Genomic DNA, 17,445 nt, shown 5'->3' with positions numbered 1-17,445 from the left:
CTCAGGAGGGGGCGTTCATGCCCCCCATGACTCCTCGGGAGGACGACATGAAGGCGACGACGCGGTACCTGGTGCTTCTCTCCATGCTGCTGGTGGGCTGTGGTGACTCGAACGCAGACGATGGGAACGGGGATGGGGACACCGACTCGTTCCCAGAGACCCTCGAGTGTGGCGACACGAGCTGCAAGCGCGCCACTCAATACTGCGCGACCATCGTCACCGCGACGACGAGCCATTTGTGCCTGAACAAGAAAGAGAGCTGCCAGGGCTGCGAATGCGTGGACCTGGAAACAGACCTCACCATCCAGACCGGGCGGCAGGACTGCACCCCCACCGCCCGGCTGAATGTGTACTTCTCATGCGCCTATTACGATGAGGTGGACTACATCAAGACCTCCTGCACGGTCCGCACTCGCTGACAGCATCGGGTGGGAGGCGCTGGGGTCGTTCCTCCCACACCTCGACAGGGGCGAGGGGACCCCCACCGCTCAGTTCTCGTAGACCTCCACCTCGTTGATACGCACGTAGCCCGGCTGCGCGACGGACCCAAGGTGGCCGAGAATCCGCAGCTTCGAGGCGGTGATGGCCATGGAGGTATGGGTGGTCCGCGCCAGCGTGTTGTTGCTGACGACATGGAGGGTCACCCAGGAGCTCCCGCTCCAGACCTGGATGCTGAATTCCTGGGGGGCACCATTGTCGCTCATGTAGAGCTCGACGCGCCGGAAGGTGCGCAGGCCACCAAAGTCCAGCTCCACCCACTGCGGGAGCGCGGCGCCCCAGGCATTCGTCCAGCTCGTGTCGCCGCCAATCACCGTACTGGGATTGCCGTCGTTGACTCGGGACGGGGCATAGCAGCCGCTCGCGCAATACGACGAAGACGCCGAGGTGTTCGCGGCGAGCGCCAGATTCTCGTGGGTGTTGTAGAGCTCGATCTCATTCACACGGACATATCCCGGCTGTACGGCGGAACCCAACCGGCCCAACAGCCGCACGCGGCTGGTGACGACAGGCGAGAAGGAGTGGGTGTTCTGCACCTGCGTATTGCCCGTGACGTTGGCCACCGCCACCCAGGCGGAGCCGTTCCAGGCCTCGAGCAGATAGGACTGTGGGACACCGCCACTGCTGCCGACGACGACGGCCCGGTTGATGACGTAAGGCTTGCCGAGATCCACCTGAACCCACTGAGGGAGGGGCGCGCCATCTGCGTTGGTCCAGCTATGGAAGCCATTGAGCGTGCTGTCTGGAGAGGCGTCGTTGACGCGGTTGGGCGAATAGCAATGCTCGCCAGTGCTGCCGCAATAGGTGGATGACGCCGAGCTGTTACCCATCAGGGCCAGGTTTCCATTCCCGGGCCCATAGAGCGCCCGGACGCCAATCCGGTCGCGCTGCGTGAGGTGCAGATCGACCGTGTTGGTGCCCGCGCACTGCGGATAGTGCATCACCGAGTCCGAGTCATAGGGCGTGAGCGTTCGCCAGTTGCTGTCCTCGTAGCAAAGGCCACTGTCAGGGCGCGTGTGCTCATGCCGCAAGCCCAACGTGTGTCCCAGTTCATGGCGCAGGATACCCGCCAACGTATAGGGCGGGATGCTCCCGAAGGCGCTGGAGTCGATGAGGACGTTGCGGTTCGCGCGGACATCGTCGGGGAAGAAGGCTCGCGCCAGATAGCCCTGGCCCGAGACAGGGCTGACATCAAAGACCACGTTGGGATTGCTCGCGCCGCAGGCAGCGTCCTCGGCCGGGACGTGGATGAAGTTGACGTTGGCCGCGCTCTCCCAGGCATTCGCCGCGCGCGCCATGGCCTCGACGGCCAGGGCGTACCGGGAACCGAAGTTCCTGCTCACGCAGTACCGGAGGTTGAGCTTCTGGGTGCTGTTCCATGTCGCGTTCACACCGCCCACGGTGTGGACGATGAGCGCGCCGGGCGTTGAGAGACCGTCGTAGTACTCCCGCAGCTCTTCGACGTCCGACATCGGCATGTCGCCGTCGACGATGTAGATGCCGGTCTCCGGCTCGCGATACGTGCTCCGCTCGAACTCCTCGAAGCTGAGCCGGTGGGCGCCGACAGGCCCTTCGTCCAAGGCCTCTGGAGCCGCTCCGGCGCCGCAGCCCACCGACACCAGGAGGGTCATGAACCGCAAGGCATTCGAACCCCAGACGCTTCGCTTCGACTCCATCTTCTTCATTCGCATGAGCTCCACCCAACGCCTTGGACAAGCATGATGCGCTCCTCTGGACGAGCGCAGGTTGATTCCCAGACCGGAGGAACGTACGGGAACCCGTTGGGAGAGGGCATCACCCATAGGGGTGATGCCGTCCGTGGGGGAGAGACTGTCGTTGCCGTGCATGGTATGACCAGCCCGGACGTCGTGCCTACGCTTGAATCCAGACGTGGAGGAAGGTCATGCGCGTGAAGGGCCCGCTGGATTCCATGCAGGGAGAGCAGGTGCTCTTGGAGCTGATGACAGCGCTGACCAGCTCGCTCGACCTGAAGGAAGTCTTCTTGGAGTCCTACGGGATTCTGTCACGTGTGCTCGCCGCGGACTTCGGAGGGCTTTGCGTGTCCAAGCCAGGTGCGCTCGGCCAATACGACTGGCCGATGGTCCAAGACATGCCCCAGGTCTTCTTTGACCGCTACCCGGAGATTTCAGACGAGTGCTTCGTGAGCTTCGCGGTGATTCAGCAGCCCAACACCGTGCTGCGAGACTCGGAGATGCTGTCGCGCCAGGAGCTGTGGAACAGCGCCATGTACTCGCACTGCCTGGAGATGGACATGCGCGTGGAGCGCGTGATGTCCGTGTTGCTGGACATGGGCCTTGGCTGGCACAGCGGCTTCACCCTGTACCGGGAGGGCCGGAAGGCCTTCTCGGAGCAGGAGCGAGCCTTTCTTCAGCGCCTTACGCCCATCCTGGCGAGGACGGTTCGCAACTGCCTCATGCTCGGAGACATGGTCCGTCAGGGAGACCTCCTGGACCAGCTCTTCCGTCATACGGGGCTTGAGAGCATCGTGCTGAGCCCTCCCAACACCGAGCTGATGCGCACCCCCCGCTCCACGGCACTGCTCCATCGCTGGTTCCCCGATGCGCCCTGTGGACGTTTCGGACTGCCCCAGGTCCTCCTGGAGGCGCTGGAGTGGCTCAGTCGCGCCGGACACCGGCTGCTCTCCGGGCAAGACGTCCTGACGTTCCGGCGGCCGGGGCGAAGCTTGAAGGTGACCTTCCTCCGGTTGCCAGCCCATCCCGGGAGAACGCCATGGGCGCTGTTGTTCCAGGAGGTGTTTCACGCGGTCCAGGTTCCCACCGAGTGGCGCAAGCGGCTCACCCCTCGCGAGCTGGACGTGGCGGAGCGTGTCTTGAATGGTTGGGACAACCAGACCATCGCGGAAGATATGGGCAGCTCACTGAACACGCTGAAGACGCACCTGAAGCGCGTCTTCGTCAAGCTGGCCGTGCCCAGCCGGTCCAAGCTGATCCTCCTCGCGCAAGAGCGGAGCACCGAGGCGCCGGGGTGAGTCGCGGGGCTGCCCTGGTGGGTCATCCATGCGAAAGCGTCAAGAGGTCGCGGGCCCCTGTCTGGCGAATTACGAGCGAACGGCTGAATCACCCAGGCAGGCAGCGGAGTCAACCTGTCCACCGAGGCGGGCGCGGCTCCATCACCATCGTCGGCGTACGGTCGCCTTGGGGCCGGTCACCAGGCTCGCCGCGGGCACGTCGTCGACGACGACCGCCCCGGCCGCGACCACGGCGTCGCGCCCGATACGGACCCCGGGCATGATCATCGCGCCCGCGCCAATCCACACATTCTCCGCCACGTCGATGGGCGCGCCCGTGAGGTACAGCCGCCGCTCGCCCGGGTCGACTGGATGGCTGACAGTGATGAACGTGACCTTCGGGCCGACCATCACCCCTTCGCCCAGCCGGATACCGGCGTAGTCGAGGAACGTGCAGCCCTGATTGATGAACACCCGCTCGGCCAGGTCCAGATGCAGGCCGTGGTCCGTGTAGAAGGGCGGATAGACGGTGACCCGCTTCGGAAGCGGCCGCCCCAGGATCTGCTCGAGCAGCGCCGCCTTGCCCACCTCGTCCTCGAAAGGCAGGAGGTTGAGGCGCGACGTCAGCTCGGTGACCCGCAGCACCCGCTTGCTCATCGCCGCGAACTCAGGGCTGAACACCCTCGCCCCGTTCTCCTGGGACTCAGGGCCGTGGATGCGCATGAGACGCTCACTGGGCATTCCACGAGCCTCGCTCTCTCCCCACACCCACGTCCAGCGGAGCCTGCCCACGGCCCTCTTTCACAGCTGGATGCCGGTGAGCGCGAGGCGCAGCACCCGGCGCGCGGTGTGCGGGTCGTCTTCGTTGGCGACGGCAATCGCGTTCGCCAGCCGCATCAGGTCCTCCGTGGTGGCGCTGGCGTGAATCACGCCCGCCGATGACGCCTTCTCCACCAGGCCGTTCAACACGTCGCGCACCATGTCCGTGCAGCAGATGTCTTCGGCGGAGAGGCCCTCCGGGCCCGTCAGCAGCGCGGCGGCGAGCCCACGATGGGTCGCGGTATGGACCGTCAAATCCTCGAGCCAGGCCGCCAGCTCGGCGGCGGGCTTCTCGCCCGGCTGCTCCGTCCCCCGCGCGCAGAGCTGCTCGACCCCCTCCCGGAAGACCACCTCCAACAGCGCCTGCCGCGACGGGAAGTGCCGATGCAGGGTCGCCGAGCCCACCCCCGCCTTCCGGGCAATCTCCTCCAACGACGCCTGCGCGCCATCCCGAGCGACCAGCTCCGCGGCGGCCACGACAATCCTCTCCCGGTTGCGTCGCCCATCCGCGCGCAACGGCTTCACGTGCTCCACGACACTCCGCTCCTCGGGCTCCCTTCCTTGACAAACGGGGGGCCCCTCCGTATTTGACCATGAGTTTAAACGGTGGGGTCCCCCACTTACAACAGGAATTGCCCATGAGCAGCCAGCAGACCGTCTTCATCACCGCCGCCACGGGGCGCCAGGGTGGCGCCACCGTCCGGGCCCTGCTGTCCGAAGGCCACTCCTCGGTGCGCGCGCTGGTGCGCAATCCGGAGGCGCCGAACGCCCGGGCCCTCGCGGCGGCGGGCGCCGAGCTGGTCGTCGGGGACCTCGACAATCCCGCGTCGTTGCGCGCTGGTTGCGCCGGAGCGCGGGCGGTCTTCTCGATGCAGTCCCCCATCCTCTCGGCGACGGGGATCGACTACAGCAAGGAGCTCCAGCAAGGGAGGAACCTCGTCGAGGCCGCGCTCGCCGAGGGCGTCGAGACGTTCGTACACACCGCGACGTCTGGCGTCGGAAATCACCGCGACGTCGAGGGCTGGGCGGAGGGACGCTGGAAGTCCCACGAGACCTACTGGGAGAACAAGCTCGCCACCTGTGACCTCGTCCGCGGCGCGGGCTTCCGGCACTGGACCCTCATCCTGCCCTCCACCTTCATGGACCACATCATGTTGGACCCCGCCGGCTTCGTCGACCAACGCCGCCTGGTCACGGTCATCCAGGCGGATCGCCCCATCACGTTGATTGCCCCAGAGGACATCGGCAAGGCCGCCGCGGCGGCAATCCAACATCCCTCGAAGTTCCACGGCGTGACGCTGCAGCTCGCGGGGGACGTGCTCACGCTGCCGCAGATCGCCGAGATTCTCTCCCGCCTCGACGGCAAGGAGTACACCGTCCAGTCGGGCACCGTCGATGAGGCCATCGCGGCGGGGCTGCATCCCGGCGTGGCGCACGGCGTGGCGTACATGAACGTCGCGCCGGTGCTGGCACGGCCCGAGCTCGCGCGCGCCTACGGCCTGTCGCCCATGAGCTTCGAGACGTGGGCAAGCCAGCGTCGCGGGCTGACCTGACCGCCTGTACCTGCTCGAGCCCGGGTCGCTGCTTCGCGGCGGGCACCGGGTTGCCGGGGGTGACCTGACGGGACGCCTGGAGCGGGGGAAGGTGATGTGGCGCAGCCCACGCCAGGCCTTCGCGAGGGCACCTTCAGCAGCTCCTCGGGTGCCTCGGCGGCCCAGGCGGGCGGGAGCTCCACGTATTCGTCGCGCAGCACCTTCACCAGGTGATGCGCCAGCGCGCGGTCCTCGGGCCATGCGGGGACGAGGTACTCGCGAACCAGCAGCTCTATCGTGGTCTGCTGCCGCCAGATGACCTGGGACAGACTCTCGAGCACCCCGGGCGGCTCCACCGTCATGCCCCGCGCCAGGGCGTGGTACGCGGCCGGGTCCTCCACCTTCGACAGGCAGACATAGAGCTGTCCTCGCGCCGCGTCGTCCTGCTCCGCTTCCAGCCCGGAGAAGAGCAGCGGCCGAGTCTCCTCCGGCCAGCACTTGAACAACACCTGGTACAGCGAGCTGCCCACCGCCGAGCGCATGAGCTTCCGTGCCTCGCCGTCCTCCACCCAGGGGTAGAGCGGCGCCAGGGTGACGCCCTTCTTCCGCTCCAGCGTGGCCACGAAGTAGTGGCCTGCGATGTCCACGACGACCTGAAACTGCTTGGGCTTGAGCACCGCGGCGACCTGCGCCAACACCTGCCGTGCCTTGGGGAGCTCGACGAAGCGCTCGGGCAGGCGCAAGCGCCCATGCGCCCCGCATGAACCCCTGGACAACCCGATGAAGCCCTCCCAGTATTTTCATGCCGAATCGGCACTGCGCGCCTGCTCCAGAGCTTGCCCACCATGAATCATCCGACATTCATCACCGAAGGGGGCTTCAACGGGTCCTCTCGGGGCCTCCACTACACGCTGTCGGACAACGAGCGCGCGCAGTTGCTCTCGCGACAGTGGCCCGATGAGCCTTGGAAGTTCCTGGCTCGCGTTGTCGAACTCGCCAAGGCCGGAGATTTTTCCGAGGTCGGTTCATTGAGCAGGTTCTTCGAGGTCAGCAAGGAGGTCAACATCGCGCCGGTGGCGCTCCTGCTCACGGGTGGCATGGGGAGTAGAGCGGAGCTGATGCGATTGACTCAAGTCATGCACGATGGCCCGGACGGATTGCGCGTCTATGCATGCCAGGCGGCACGCAATGCCGGAAGCATCTGGCTGGTGCCTCACATGCTCGAGGCCTGGAATCGCTGCAGTGGGGTAGACGCACACCAGTCTATTGGACTTGCGATCGCCGACCTGCTCGACCCCATCGCGGCGCTTGATGACCTGGGGCCCATCGGAGCAAAGGCAGGAATTTTCGACTTCACGACAGAGCCCTCGCTGACCGATGACCGCCTGGCGGCACTTGCCCTGAAATTGCGCGACAGGAATGCCAGCACTGACTTCAATCGCCTGGTCATCAAGAAACATGAGGAGGTCTTGGCGCTGTGCGAAAGCGAAGACGATGCCATCTGGGCCGGCGAACGCGCTGGGGCGACAGAGCTTTCTAGGCACTTCCTGCGCATGTTGTTGTCACCCGCGTTCGATGTCACCCAGGCGCCCCTGACCGTTGTATTGCGCGAGAAGTTCGAGGCGACAACGGGGCTTGATTGCTCGGCCTTCTTCAGGGCTGGCGGCTTCGTCCGGCACGAGGCCGTCGACCTGCTGGAAAGGTTCCTGGCATCACCGACCGCGAGCGACTTCACGCCTGGAGCCCGATACTTCTTTGCGCATCCAATTACCTAGGCGCTGCGTCAACACTGCCTTCAAGGGTCACCTTGGACATGACATGGTCCATTGTCGCGAAGTGCAGAAGAAGGTTGTGGACTCGGTGAGCCAAGGCAGGCGTCACCGTCAACGCCCTCTTCAGCGCTGCCCGGGTCAACTGGCTCGTGCCGGAGAGGCTCTCACATAGCATCTCCATGTCCTGCTCCCGGGGCTGGATTCGCTCGTGCTCGGCCACGGCGCCCAGGACGAGCGCGACCTGCAACCGTCGCGTTGCATCGCCTCGTGTGAGTGGCTCCTCCAGCCAGCCTGCCAGTGCGTTCTGAAGCTCCTCCGAAGAGAGCCCTCCGCGCAGCAGCACGGGACGCTCGACCTCCATCCATTGGCGGCGAATCTCCTCGTCCACCAGTTCGGCGGGCACCACCACCTCACTGCGCTCGACCAGGATATCCAGCACGCGCTCGCGCACCTCTCGAACGACCTCGGCCTCACCTTCGTCCTGGAGTTCTTCTCCAATGCGCCGCATGACGTCATCCATCGTGGCACCACGCCCCAAGAGGGCCACACCCTCGGCGGACTCCTCATCGGGCGCGAGCAACTCGTGCGCCGCTTTCACCTCGATGATGAACCGAGCCGGGACCTCCCGCAGTCTCTCGACGGGGTAGTCTGGAGGGAGCGTCAATGACACTTCCCGCACGGCGCCCACCGTCATTCCCTCGAGCGCCTCGAAGAGTCCAGGGAGCAGGGGCTCTGGCGCCACCAGGGTCCACCAATCACTCCGCACCGAGAATGGAATCAGGCGTCCCTGGGCCATGCCCATGACGTCGAGGAGGACCTCATCGCCCTGGGAGATCTCCTCCCCATGTGACAGCTCGCGCCGCTGAGCGCTTTCACGTCGCAGCTCCAGGAAGCGCGCGTGGATGTTCCGCCCAGTGACAGAGGCCTGGGTGGGGCAGGAGAGGATGAGCCCTTCCAGCGAAGGTGTCTTCAAGGACGGAAGTGACACATCGATCCCATCCAATGCGAGGGCTCTTGGTACGCGCATCAAGAGCATCTGCCCTTGCAACTCTTGAAAGGAAGAATCCGAGCTGATTCCCATACAGTGGGCACTCCTCGAATGGACAGGGCAAGCACGCTTGAATTGACTGTGCGACGCGGGACTTCAGTCCTCGCCGAAAATGGACCCGACGAGACTGGAGACCGCCGAGACACCCGCGCCGAGCTGGCTGACCACGGGAATGTTCGTCGCGGCGGCGATAGAACCCAAGGCAGTGATGCCAGCAGTCAGCTTCTTGACCGGGTCCGCCGTGGGGCTCTTCAAGGTCGCCAGCGCCGCCGCTGAGTCCGCCGCGGCAATCGCCCAGTTGAGCCCGGGCACGAAGCGGCCGGCGGCCTTCGCGGCGGCCGTGGGCAAGGCCCTGCGAGCGGCGGTGCTCGCGCCCTCGAAGGCTCGCGTTGCGGCATCCTTCAACGCGGGCCGCACCGGCAGGTTCTTCGCGGCCGCTTCCGCCGCGGAGAGCGTCAGACTCCGCCGTCCCTGATTCAGCGGGTCCAGGTTTGCTTGAGCCGCCTTCCCGGCGATTCGTTGGGCCTCCCGTCTTCCGACCTCGACGCCGTCCCCCCTCGCCGTGGACAGGAGCTTCTCCTTCGCCGCACTGCGCAGACTCCGGAACGTACTGACTTGCGCGGCGGTCTCGAGGCCACCCTTCGCGGCGTTGAGGGTGCCCGACGTCAACCCCGCGGCCTTCTCCGTGGTCTTGCGTGCATCCCCTTCCTTGACGGCCTCAATCAGCTCCTTGCCGCCCTGAGGCAGCTGCGCGACGGTGGCCGCCAGTCCCGCCTTGTTCGCCCCGCGAGAGAGCAGCGTGTTCTTCGCCTCGACCTTGCCGTCAGGCAGGCGTCTCCGCTGGGGGTTCGACTCATTCCGGGTTTGCGTGCCGAGGACGAGATCCGTGGCCGTCTTGCCACCCTCTCCCAGACTCTTCAGCGTGCTCAGCGCCCCCTTGTCTTCACCGTCGTCCTTTCGGGCCGGATTCTTCTCCGGGGCCGAGGCAGGCCCTCGCCCGAACGAGTCCCTCGGATTCATCCCTGTCGCCGGGGGTTTCAGTCCCTTGGCACTGGGAGGTGCTTTCGGGCCGGAGACCGGTGCCTTCCGCGCGTCGGGCGACTCCTTGGGTGGAGGGGGAGGCAACTTGGGGAGGGGGCGACTGACGGGAGGCATGAGAAACCCTTTCAACCTGGTAGCGAGGTCGTGATGAATGAGGGAATGGACTAACCTGCGTCCCAAGATTTCTTGAGGGCCTCATGGGCGAGCGAACACCCACATCCGCCAGGTCTGGCGAACCGGACCGCGCTGCGGAGTCCGCCCCCAGGCAGTCATGTCCCCAGGAAGCGACGCTGACTGACTTTCTCGCGGGGCTGCTCTCCGAAGAGCACAGGACCCATGTCCTGGCACACGTGGAGGGCTGTGCTGACTGTCGATGGGCCCTCGCCGCGGGCGAAGGCGCGCGCCCGATGGAGGCGCCCTTCCAATCCCTGGAGCCCGGAACCCGGGTCTCCCGCTACGTCGTGCAAGAGCGCCTGGGCTCCGGAGCCATGGGCGTGGTGTACGCGGCGGAGGACCCGGAGCTGGGCCGCCGGGTGGCCCTCAAGGTGTTGCGCCCCGAGGGAAGCCACCACGAGGAATTGCAGCAGCGGCTGCAGCGCGAGGCGCAAGCACTGGCCCGGCTCTCCCACGCCAACGTCGTCACCCTCTTTGACGTGGGCCCGCACGGGGACGGCATCTTCCTGGCCATGAAGCTGGTGGAGGGAATCACGCTGGCGGAGTGGATGAAGGAGCAGCGTCCCTGGAAAGAGGTGCTGCGGGTCTTCCTGGAGGCAGGGCGGGGACTGGCGGCCGCGCACGCGGCGGGACTGGTGCACCGGGACGTCAAGCCCGCCAACATCTTGTTGGGGCGGGATGGCCAGGTGTACGTGACGGACTTCGGCATCGCCCGCCTCCTCCACCAGCAAGAGGAGGTCCCCGCTTCGTCCCCGAGCCCCGAGGCCCTCCTCCATCCCACGGGACGGCTCACCCGGACGGGCTTCCTGCTGGGCACCCCCGCCTACCTCGCCCCGGAGCTGCTGCGGGGCCAGCGCGCCGACGCGCGCTCGGACGAGTTCAGCTTCTGCGTGGCGCTCTACGAGGCGCTCTACGGAGTGCATCCCTTCCAGGGAGAGACGCTGCGGGAGCTGGCCCAGGCCATCCAACAAGGCCGGGTGCGTCCACCCGCGCGCGACGTGCCGGTCCCCGTCTGGGTCCGACGCGCGGTGCTTCGCGGCCTGCGAGCCGAGCCCGCGGAGCGCTTTGCCTCCATGGAGCCCCTGCTCGCGGCCCTCACTCCACCGCCCCGCCGGACACGGACGTGGGTGGTGGCGACGGCGACGGCGACGGGGCTGCTGGGGGCCCTCGTGGCCGTCGGGGTGACACAGCGGCGCGAGGCGCGCTGCGAGCAGGAGGTGGAGAAGCTGGCGGCGGCCTGGAGCCCCGCGCGGCGCGAGCGCGTGCATGCGGCGTTCATCGCCACGGGCACGCCCTACGCCGCGCCGACCTGGGAGCGGCTCTCGACGGCGTTGGACGCCTACGCCGACCAGTGGCGCACGCTGCGGACCGAGGCCTGCCTGGCCGCGGGCCGGGACGCCTCGGACAAGGCCCCCTGGCAGACGGCGGCGTGCCTCGACACGCGACTGTGGCAGCTCGCCGCCACCACGGAGGTGCTGGAGAAGGCGGACGCCCTCACCGTGGAGAACGCGCCCCAACTGATGGCCTCCCTCGAGGGGCTCACCGGGTGCAGGGACTCACCCGGGCTCACCAGTCGCCCCCAGCCGACGGATGACCTCCGCCCCCGGGTGGACGCGGCACGGCACGCGCTGGCCCAGGCCCGGGCCCACATGGTCGCGCGCCGGCTCACCGACGGCCTCGCGGCGACGACGGCCCTCCTCGATGACATCAAGGGGCTCGACTACAAGCCGCTGACGGCGGAGGTGCTGCTTGCCCACGGAACCAACCACCTGGAGAACGACAAACCCAAGGAGGCGGAGGAGCTCCTCTACCAGGCCCTCTGGGCCGCCGAGGCCGGGCGTGATGACGAGACCGTGGCGCGCGCATGGCTGGAGCTCATCTGGGTGGTGGGCGAGGCGTTGTCCCGTCCCGCCGACGCGGAGAAGCTCGTCCGCCATGCCCAGGCCGCCGTCGAACGCCTGGGCCGCGAGCGCTTCCCGGACATCACGACGGACCTGCACCTCTATCTGTCTTCGCTCCGGCTTCAGCAAGGCAAGCACGAGGAAGCAGAGCAGGAGGCGCTCCAGGGCCTGGAGTTCTCGCGCAGGAGGACTGGCCAGGACAGCCTCCGCGCGGCGAGCCTCCTCCACCAGCTGGGAAAAATCCGCATGGTCCAGCGCCGCGACACGGAGATGCTGGAGCTCCACCTCCAGGCCCTCGAGATGCGCAAGCGCCTGCTGGGCCCGGACAACCCCGCCCTCGCCGTCTCCTACGACAGGATCGGCTCGGCCTACCATCGGCTGGGCCGGACCGCCGCGGCCACCGACGTGTGGCGCAAGGCCCTGACGCTCCAGGAGGCGGCCCCCGTCCCGGAGACCCCCGTGCTCGCGACGGTGCTCCTGAACCTTGGCACCGCCGCGCGCGTCGCGGGCCGGATGGAGGAGGCAGGGCCGATGCTCGAGCGGGCGCGCACCCTCTTCGAGCGCATCCGTGGACCCGACCACTTCCTTGTCGTCGACGTCATCCTGCAGCAAGCCATGCTGTACGGAGACCAGGGCCAGAACGACAAGACGATTGCCCTCACCACCGAGGCCCTGGAGCGCATCCAGCGCTCCCTGGGCCCGGACACCCCGCGCGCCTCCAGGCCCCTGATGATGCGAGGGTATGCGCACATGTTCTCTGGCCACCATCCCGAGGCGCGGCGCGACCTGCTGGAGGCGCTGCGGCGGATGGAGCAATCGCAGGGCTCGCGAGGGGCGGGCACGCTGTCGGTGCTGCTGCCCCTGGCCGAGGTGGCCATGGAGCTCAAGGCGCCGAAGGAGGCGCTCGAATACTGTGAGCGCGCGCTGAAGCTCACCGAGCAGGTCCAGAGCCAGGAGTCCGAGGACGGCGCCAACGCCCTGACCTGTGTCGCAGAAGCGCAACTGGCGCTGGGCGCCACGGACAAGGCCATCCCGCTCCTCGAGCGCGCATGGCGGACCCTCACCCGAATGGGTGAACAAGGCGACCCGTTGACCGCGGCCAACACCGCCTTCGTGCTGGCCCGGGCGCGAATGGAGCTGCGCCCCTCCCCTGACCGGGCGGGTGCGAGCGCGATGGCCAAGGAGGCCCGGACCCGACTGGAGTCCGTGGGCGTCCGGGGTCAACCAGGGCTCCAGGAAGTGCTCGCCTGGCAGCGCGGCAAGGGGATTCGATGAGCGAGGAACAGAAGACACCCACCCTGACGGCGCTCCTGCGGGAAGCGCTGCCCCGGGAGCGGCGCGCGGAGCTGGAGGCAGTCGAGGGGCTCGAAGCCCTGCTGCACCACCACGTCGAAGCGGCCCGGACCCAGTGGCCCACGCTGCCGCGGCCGGATGCGGCCTTCATGCGGCATCTGGCCCAGCAACTGCCCGCGGGCAAGGTCTCGGAGGTGATGCGCATCCTCCAGGGGGCGGACCTGTACCTCGCGTGCGCCTGCGCCACTGGAGAGCCCTCGGCCCTCCGGGCCTTCGAGCAACACGTCCTCCGGCACATCCCCGCCCGGCTCGGGCGGCTGTCGCCGAGCATGGTGGAGGAGGTGCTGCAGGTGCTCCGTGAGCGGCTGCTGGTGGCCAGCGGGAACACGCCACCGAGGATTGCGAGCTATGGCGGTCGAGGGCCCCTGCTCTCCTGGGTGGGCATCGTCGCCGCGCGCATCGCCGGGGAGCTGGTGGGCCGGGACGAGCGCCATCAGCTCGTCGCGGAGCCTCCCGAGGAGCTCGCGCGACTGCTGGCGCCGAGCGACCCCGAGTATGCGCTGCTGCGCGAAGACGCACGCCAGCTCCTCGTCGAGTCGCTCCGAAAAGCCGTGGCGGTGCTCCCCGAACAGGAGCGGGCCCTGCTGCGCCTGCACCATTTCCATGGGTTCACGATGGACCGGCTGACGCTCATGTATGGCGGCTCGCGCTCCGGCGTCGCGCGGAGGGTCGCCCAGGCCCGCGAGCTGCTGCTCGAGCGCGTTCGCATGGAGCTCGCGCCCCGGTTGAAGCAGGACCAGCTCGCGCTGGAGAGCCTCCTCGGGCTGGTCAGCAGCCGACTCGACATCAGCCTCCAGGGCTTGCTGGACTGAGGCGCTGATGCCATTGGCGCCCCGCCTCCACGGGGCCCGCCAACATCGACTCCCGAGATTCTTTGGGACGCCGGCCGCCGCCCTCCCTCTTTCTCCTCGATTGCAAGGGCAGACACGCATCGACCAGCGCGGGACATCCCGCACGAGGAGATTTGCCATGGGTTAGGAGGGCCTCGCCGCCGCGGAGAAGAAGCTCAAGGAGGCCACCGAGGCATCCAGGGCGGCGGCCCAGAAACTCCAGGACACGGAGGAGAAGGCAGCCCTGGCCGCGAAGAGCGCCGAGGAGGCCATGCACAAGGCGAACGCGGCGGCCGTCCAGGAGTCCAAGACGCCGCCCTACAGCCAGAAGGACATCGACAAGGTCAAGCCGACGAAGACCGAGCTCGACTCGGCTTTCGAGGGCACGAGCCGGAAGGCGGAGCTGGAGAAGCTGCTGGGCCTGACGCCCCCGCCACCGCAAGAAGTCATCCTGACGGCCGAGAGCGGCGGAGCGCCAGGGGCTCCGTTCGACGCGGTGGGAATGAAGGACACGCGGGACGCTCCCCATGGCCCCTTCGGGCAGGAGCACACGCACCCGTCCGCCGACTTCTGGTTCCACCAGCGGCCGGGGGCGAACACGGCGGGCGGGCCCCCCGACACGGCCCGCGGCGACACCGTCCCCTCCGAACCGCAGGGGAGCGCCCCGCCCTCGGTGACCTCACAGCCGTAGACGAAGTCAGGAGCCATGCGCGGGAGGCCGGACACCTCCCACGCCGTGGCTACCGCTGAGTGTCCCTCTGAAGAATCACAGACTCGAGGTTCTCATGCGCCCCTCCCTCCTGCTCGCCGCCCTCCTGCTCCTGACTCCCTCCGGCTGCAACGACTCCGACTCCAATGACACCCCTGACTCCGGCATCCCCGGGGTGCCCGACTCCGGCATCCCCGGGGTGCCCGACTCCGGTATCCCCGAGGTGCCGCGGTCCTCGCTCGCGGCGTGCTCCTTCTCCGAGGCGTGCGCGAACGCGGCCGAGCGATGCTACGTCAGCCAGGAATGTCCCCCCGCCGTCCCGGAGGGGATGGATGCCGGCACTTGCGGGCCCGAGATGGGTGACCGCCTTTGCCATCAACGGTGCGCTAGCAATGGCACCTGCGGTGCCGGCGAGCACTGCGAACAGGTCTCCATCACAATGCGTTCGGACTACGGCGAGCGGGTCGCCCTCTGCTTCGAATGAGTCTTGAAGTGACGCGGTCGACACAGGGGGCGGGCCCCCCGCTCAGGCGGGGGTGCTTCGCACGCGCTCGCCCCACGGGGCCGTGCGCCCGGTCAGCGCGGCCAGCACGCCCACCAGCTCCGCGGGCTCGATGGGCTTGGGCACGTGCATCTGGAATCCCGCGAGCAACGCACGGGTGCGGTCCTCCATCCGCGCGAAGGCCGTCAGCGCGATGGCCAGCGTCTGCCCGCCCTGCTCCGGAGGCAACGCGCGCAACCTGCGGATGAAGGAGTACCCATCCTCTCCAGGCATTCCAATGTCCGAGAGGACGACCTGGGGACGGAAGTCCCGCAGCTTCTCCAACCCCTCCCGGGCGCTGGCCGCGGTGACGACCTGGGCCATGCGGCTCTCCAGCATGACGGCGAGCAGCTCCCGGGCATCGGGCTCATCGTCCACCACCAGCACCCGCAGCCCCTCCAACACGTCCATGGGCAGGGTCGGCGCACCCAGACGCGCCGTGGCCTGGAGCGCGGGCACCGTTCCCCGGGGCTGTGTCGCCGCCGCCAGCGGCAGCTTCAGGCTGAAGCGCGCGCCGTGGCCCTCTCCCTCGCTGAAGGCCTCGATGACGCCTCCATGCAGCTCCGTGAGGTGCCGCACGATGGCCAATCCCAAACCCAGCCCACCATGCTTCCGGGTGGCGCTGCCGTCGGCCTGCCAGAATCGCTCGAAGATGTTCGTCAGGAAGGCCTTGGGGATGCCCTGGCCGTTGTCCCTCACCTCGATGACCACGGCCCCCTCCCCCCGCCGCAGGCTCGCGGTGACCTGTCCGCCCCGGGACGTGAACTTGATGGCATTGGAGAGCAGGTTCCAGACCATCTGCTGGAGACGGTCGGCGTCGCCGCTGATGGGTCCGGTGTCCGAATCCAGCTCGGCGTGGAGCGCCACGCCCTTCGCCTCGGCCGCGTGGCGCACCGAATCCAGCGCGGCCTCGATGAGCTCGCGCGGATTCACCGGCTGGACCTCCAGGCGCATCTTGCCGGTGATGATTCGCGAGACGTCGAGGAGGTCCTCGATGAGCTGGGTCTGCACCATCGTGTTGCGCTCCACGGCCTCCAGCGCCCGGCCGTGTTTCTCCGGAGCCAGTTGCCCCGAGCGCAGCATCCGCGTCCAGCCCAGCATGGCCATCAGCGGGGTGCGCAGCTCGTGGGAGACGGCGGCGAGGAACTCATCCTTCGCGCGATTGGCCTGCTCGGCCATCGTGTGCTCCGCCTTGGCCATCTCGAACAGCCGGGCATTGTCGATGGCGATCTCCGCCCGACGTGCCAGCTCCTGCACCAGCTCCAGGTCCCGCGCGGTGTAGCGACGTCCGGGCCGCACGGAGCAGAGCTGCAGGGCCCCGAAGACCCGCCGCTGTGCCCACAGGGGGACGACCATCCACGAGCCCGGCCGGAGCTGCGCTCCGGAGCCCAGCCGCTCCAGGGGACCCAGCGCCTCATGGACCCTCTCGTCGGTGGCCTCGGACACCAGCTCGGGCTGCCCCGTGCGCAACACCCGGGCGTGGCCGAAGTCCGCCATGGCCAAGGGAGGAGAGGCCTGGTGCAGCTCGCGCAGCAGCGGCACTCGCGAGGCATCCGTGTGGGCGACCATCACCTGGCGGATCGGCCCGTCGTCCTCCTGGAGATAGACGGCGCACCAGTCTCCCAGCCGGGGGATGAGCAGCGTCGAGAGCCGCTCGAGCGTGACGGACATCTCCAGGGAAGCGGTCAACAGGGCGCTCGCCTCCGCCATGAAGCTCAGGGTCTCCGAGGCGCGCTTCTGGTCATCGATATCGGTGCACGTCCCCAGCCACTGGATGATGCGACCGTGGGCATTGCGCAGCGGCAGCGCCTGGATGAGGTGCCAGCGGAAGGTGGCGTCCGCCTGACGCCGGATGCGGCACTCGCTCTCGAACGCGGCGCCCGACTGGAGGCACTCCCGCCACCGGGCAGCGCCCCCTGGGAGGTCGTCCGCATGAAAGACGTCGGGCGGTGGCGGGCCCACGCGCGCGCCGTCGTCCTGTGGCCCCACGGCGCGCAGGCCGGTGTAGTCGTACCAGCGTCGGTTGAAGTAGTCGGGAACCCCGTCCGGTCCGGCCGTCCAGACGATCTGCGGCAGCGCCTCGGCGAGCGCCCGGTGCTGCTGCTCCGCCATGTGCAACCGCATGGCCTGTCGCAGGCTCTGCGCAAGGTGCTCGGCGGACAGCTTCGCCTTCGGGATGTAGTCGGATGCTCCCGCCTTCATCAGCTCGACGGCCGTCTGTTCGCTCCCCTGCCCCGT

14 protein-coding genes and 1 pseudogene are annotated in these 17,445 nt (G+C 68.0%); 8 read left to right on the top strand and 7 right to left on the bottom strand.

From position 1 onward, the window contains the following. Positions 1-419 (top strand): annotated as a pseudogene (locus ACN469_RS23765) (hypothetical protein); the annotation flags it as partial. Between the two features lie 69 nt (positions 420-488). Here ACN469_RS23765 and ACN469_RS23760 read toward each other — a convergent pair. Further along, the gene (locus ACN469_RS23760) at positions 489-2,189 is read right to left on the bottom strand and encodes a discoidin domain-containing protein (protein WP_498771034.1); all 1,701 of its coding nucleotides are present in this window, start codon (positions 2,187-2,189) and stop codon (positions 489-491) included. Between the two features lie 212 nt (positions 2,190-2,401). On the opposite strand from ACN469_RS23760, the gene ACN469_RS23755 reads away from it, so the two are divergent. Next, positions 2,402-3,508, top strand: coding sequence for a helix-turn-helix transcriptional regulator (locus ACN469_RS23755; RefSeq protein ID WP_498771033.1), 1,107 nt, complete (start codon positions 2,402-2,404; stop codon positions 3,506-3,508). A gap of 141 nt (positions 3,509-3,649) precedes the next feature. On the opposite strand, the gene ACN469_RS23750 is transcribed toward ACN469_RS23755, so the two are convergent. Both ACN469_RS23750 and ACN469_RS23745 read right to left on the bottom strand, forming a co-directional pair. Then, complete coding sequence (locus ACN469_RS23750; protein WP_498771032.1) at positions 3,650-4,228, bottom strand: DapH/DapD/GlmU-related protein; 579 nt, start codon at positions 4,226-4,228, stop codon at positions 3,650-3,652. A gap of 60 nt (positions 4,229-4,288) precedes the next feature. Continuing rightward, the gene (locus ACN469_RS23745) at positions 4,289-4,840 is read right to left on the bottom strand and encodes a TetR/AcrR family transcriptional regulator (RefSeq protein ID WP_498771031.1); all 552 of its coding nucleotides are present in this window, start codon (positions 4,838-4,840) and stop codon (positions 4,289-4,291) included. 104 nt (positions 4,841-4,944) lie between these two features. On the opposite strand from ACN469_RS23745, the gene ACN469_RS23740 reads away from it, so the two are divergent. Next, positions 4,945-5,859, top strand: a complete 915-nt coding sequence (locus ACN469_RS23740) for an NmrA family NAD(P)-binding protein (RefSeq protein ID WP_498771030.1) — start codon at positions 4,945-4,947, stop codon at positions 5,857-5,859. On the opposite strand, the gene ACN469_RS23735 is transcribed toward ACN469_RS23740, so the two are convergent. Then, positions 5,799-6,581, bottom strand: a complete 783-nt coding sequence (locus ACN469_RS23735; protein ID WP_498771029.1) for a hypothetical protein — start codon at positions 6,579-6,581, stop codon at positions 5,799-5,801. The genes ACN469_RS23740 and ACN469_RS23735 overlap by 61 nt on opposite strands. 102 nt (positions 6,582-6,683) lie before the next feature. On the opposite strand from ACN469_RS23735, the gene ACN469_RS23730 reads away from it, so the two are divergent. Next, on the top strand, positions 6,684-7,613 hold the full coding sequence (locus tag ACN469_RS23730) for a hypothetical protein (protein ID WP_498771028.1): 930 nt from the start codon (positions 6,684-6,686) through the stop codon (positions 7,611-7,613). On the opposite strand, the gene ACN469_RS23725 is transcribed toward ACN469_RS23730, so the two are convergent. Both ACN469_RS23725 and ACN469_RS23720 read right to left on the bottom strand, forming a co-directional pair. Further along, a complete protein-coding gene (locus ACN469_RS23725) occupies positions 7,606-8,304 on the bottom strand; it encodes a trigger factor (protein WP_498771027.1) in 699 nt (232 codons plus the stop codon). The genes ACN469_RS23730 and ACN469_RS23725 overlap by 8 nt on opposite strands. A gap of 450 nt (positions 8,305-8,754) precedes the next feature. Beyond that, entirely contained in the window at positions 8,755-9,678 is a 924-nt protein-coding gene (locus ACN469_RS23720; RefSeq protein ID WP_498771026.1) for a hypothetical protein, read from the bottom strand. Between the two features lie 218 nt (positions 9,679-9,896). Here ACN469_RS23720 and ACN469_RS23715 point away from each other — a divergent pair, with 218 nt between their 5' ends. The 4 genes from ACN469_RS23715 (at position 9,897) to ACN469_RS23700 (ending at position 15,150) form a co-directional block, all read left to right on the top strand. Then, entirely contained in the window at positions 9,897-13,049 is a 3,153-nt protein-coding gene (locus tag ACN469_RS23715; RefSeq protein ID WP_498771025.1) for a protein kinase domain-containing protein, read from the top strand. Then, complete coding sequence (locus ACN469_RS23710) at positions 13,046-13,939, top strand: RNA polymerase subunit sigma-70 (RefSeq protein ID WP_498771024.1); 894 nt, start codon at positions 13,046-13,048, stop codon at positions 13,937-13,939. The genes ACN469_RS23715 and ACN469_RS23710 overlap by 4 nt, the downstream gene beginning before the upstream one ends. Positions 13,940-14,228: 289 nt before the next feature. Further along, positions 14,229-14,648, top strand: a complete 420-nt coding sequence (locus ACN469_RS23705; RefSeq protein ID WP_498771023.1) for a hypothetical protein — start codon at positions 14,229-14,231, stop codon at positions 14,646-14,648. Positions 14,649-14,742: 94 nt separating this feature from the next. Continuing rightward, positions 14,743-15,150 carry a hypothetical protein gene (locus ACN469_RS23700; protein WP_498771022.1) on the top strand — a complete coding sequence of 136 codons (408 nt, stop codon included), beginning with the start codon at positions 14,743-14,745 and terminating at the stop codon, positions 15,148-15,150. Positions 15,151-15,192: 42 nt separating this feature from the next. Here ACN469_RS23700 and ACN469_RS23695 read toward each other — a convergent pair. Continuing rightward, on the bottom strand, positions 15,193-17,445 hold a 2,253-nt coding region (locus ACN469_RS23695; RefSeq protein WP_498771021.1), incomplete at its 5' end, for an ATP-binding protein.

The organism is Corallococcus terminator (assembly GCF_049194865.1).
GTDB classification, from domain to species: domain Bacteria; phylum Myxococcota; class Myxococcia; order Myxococcales; family Myxococcaceae; genus Myxococcus; species Myxococcus terminator_A.
The sequence above is the reverse complement of the archived record's forward strand: the minus strand, read 5'-3'. Positions and strand labels throughout refer to the sequence as shown.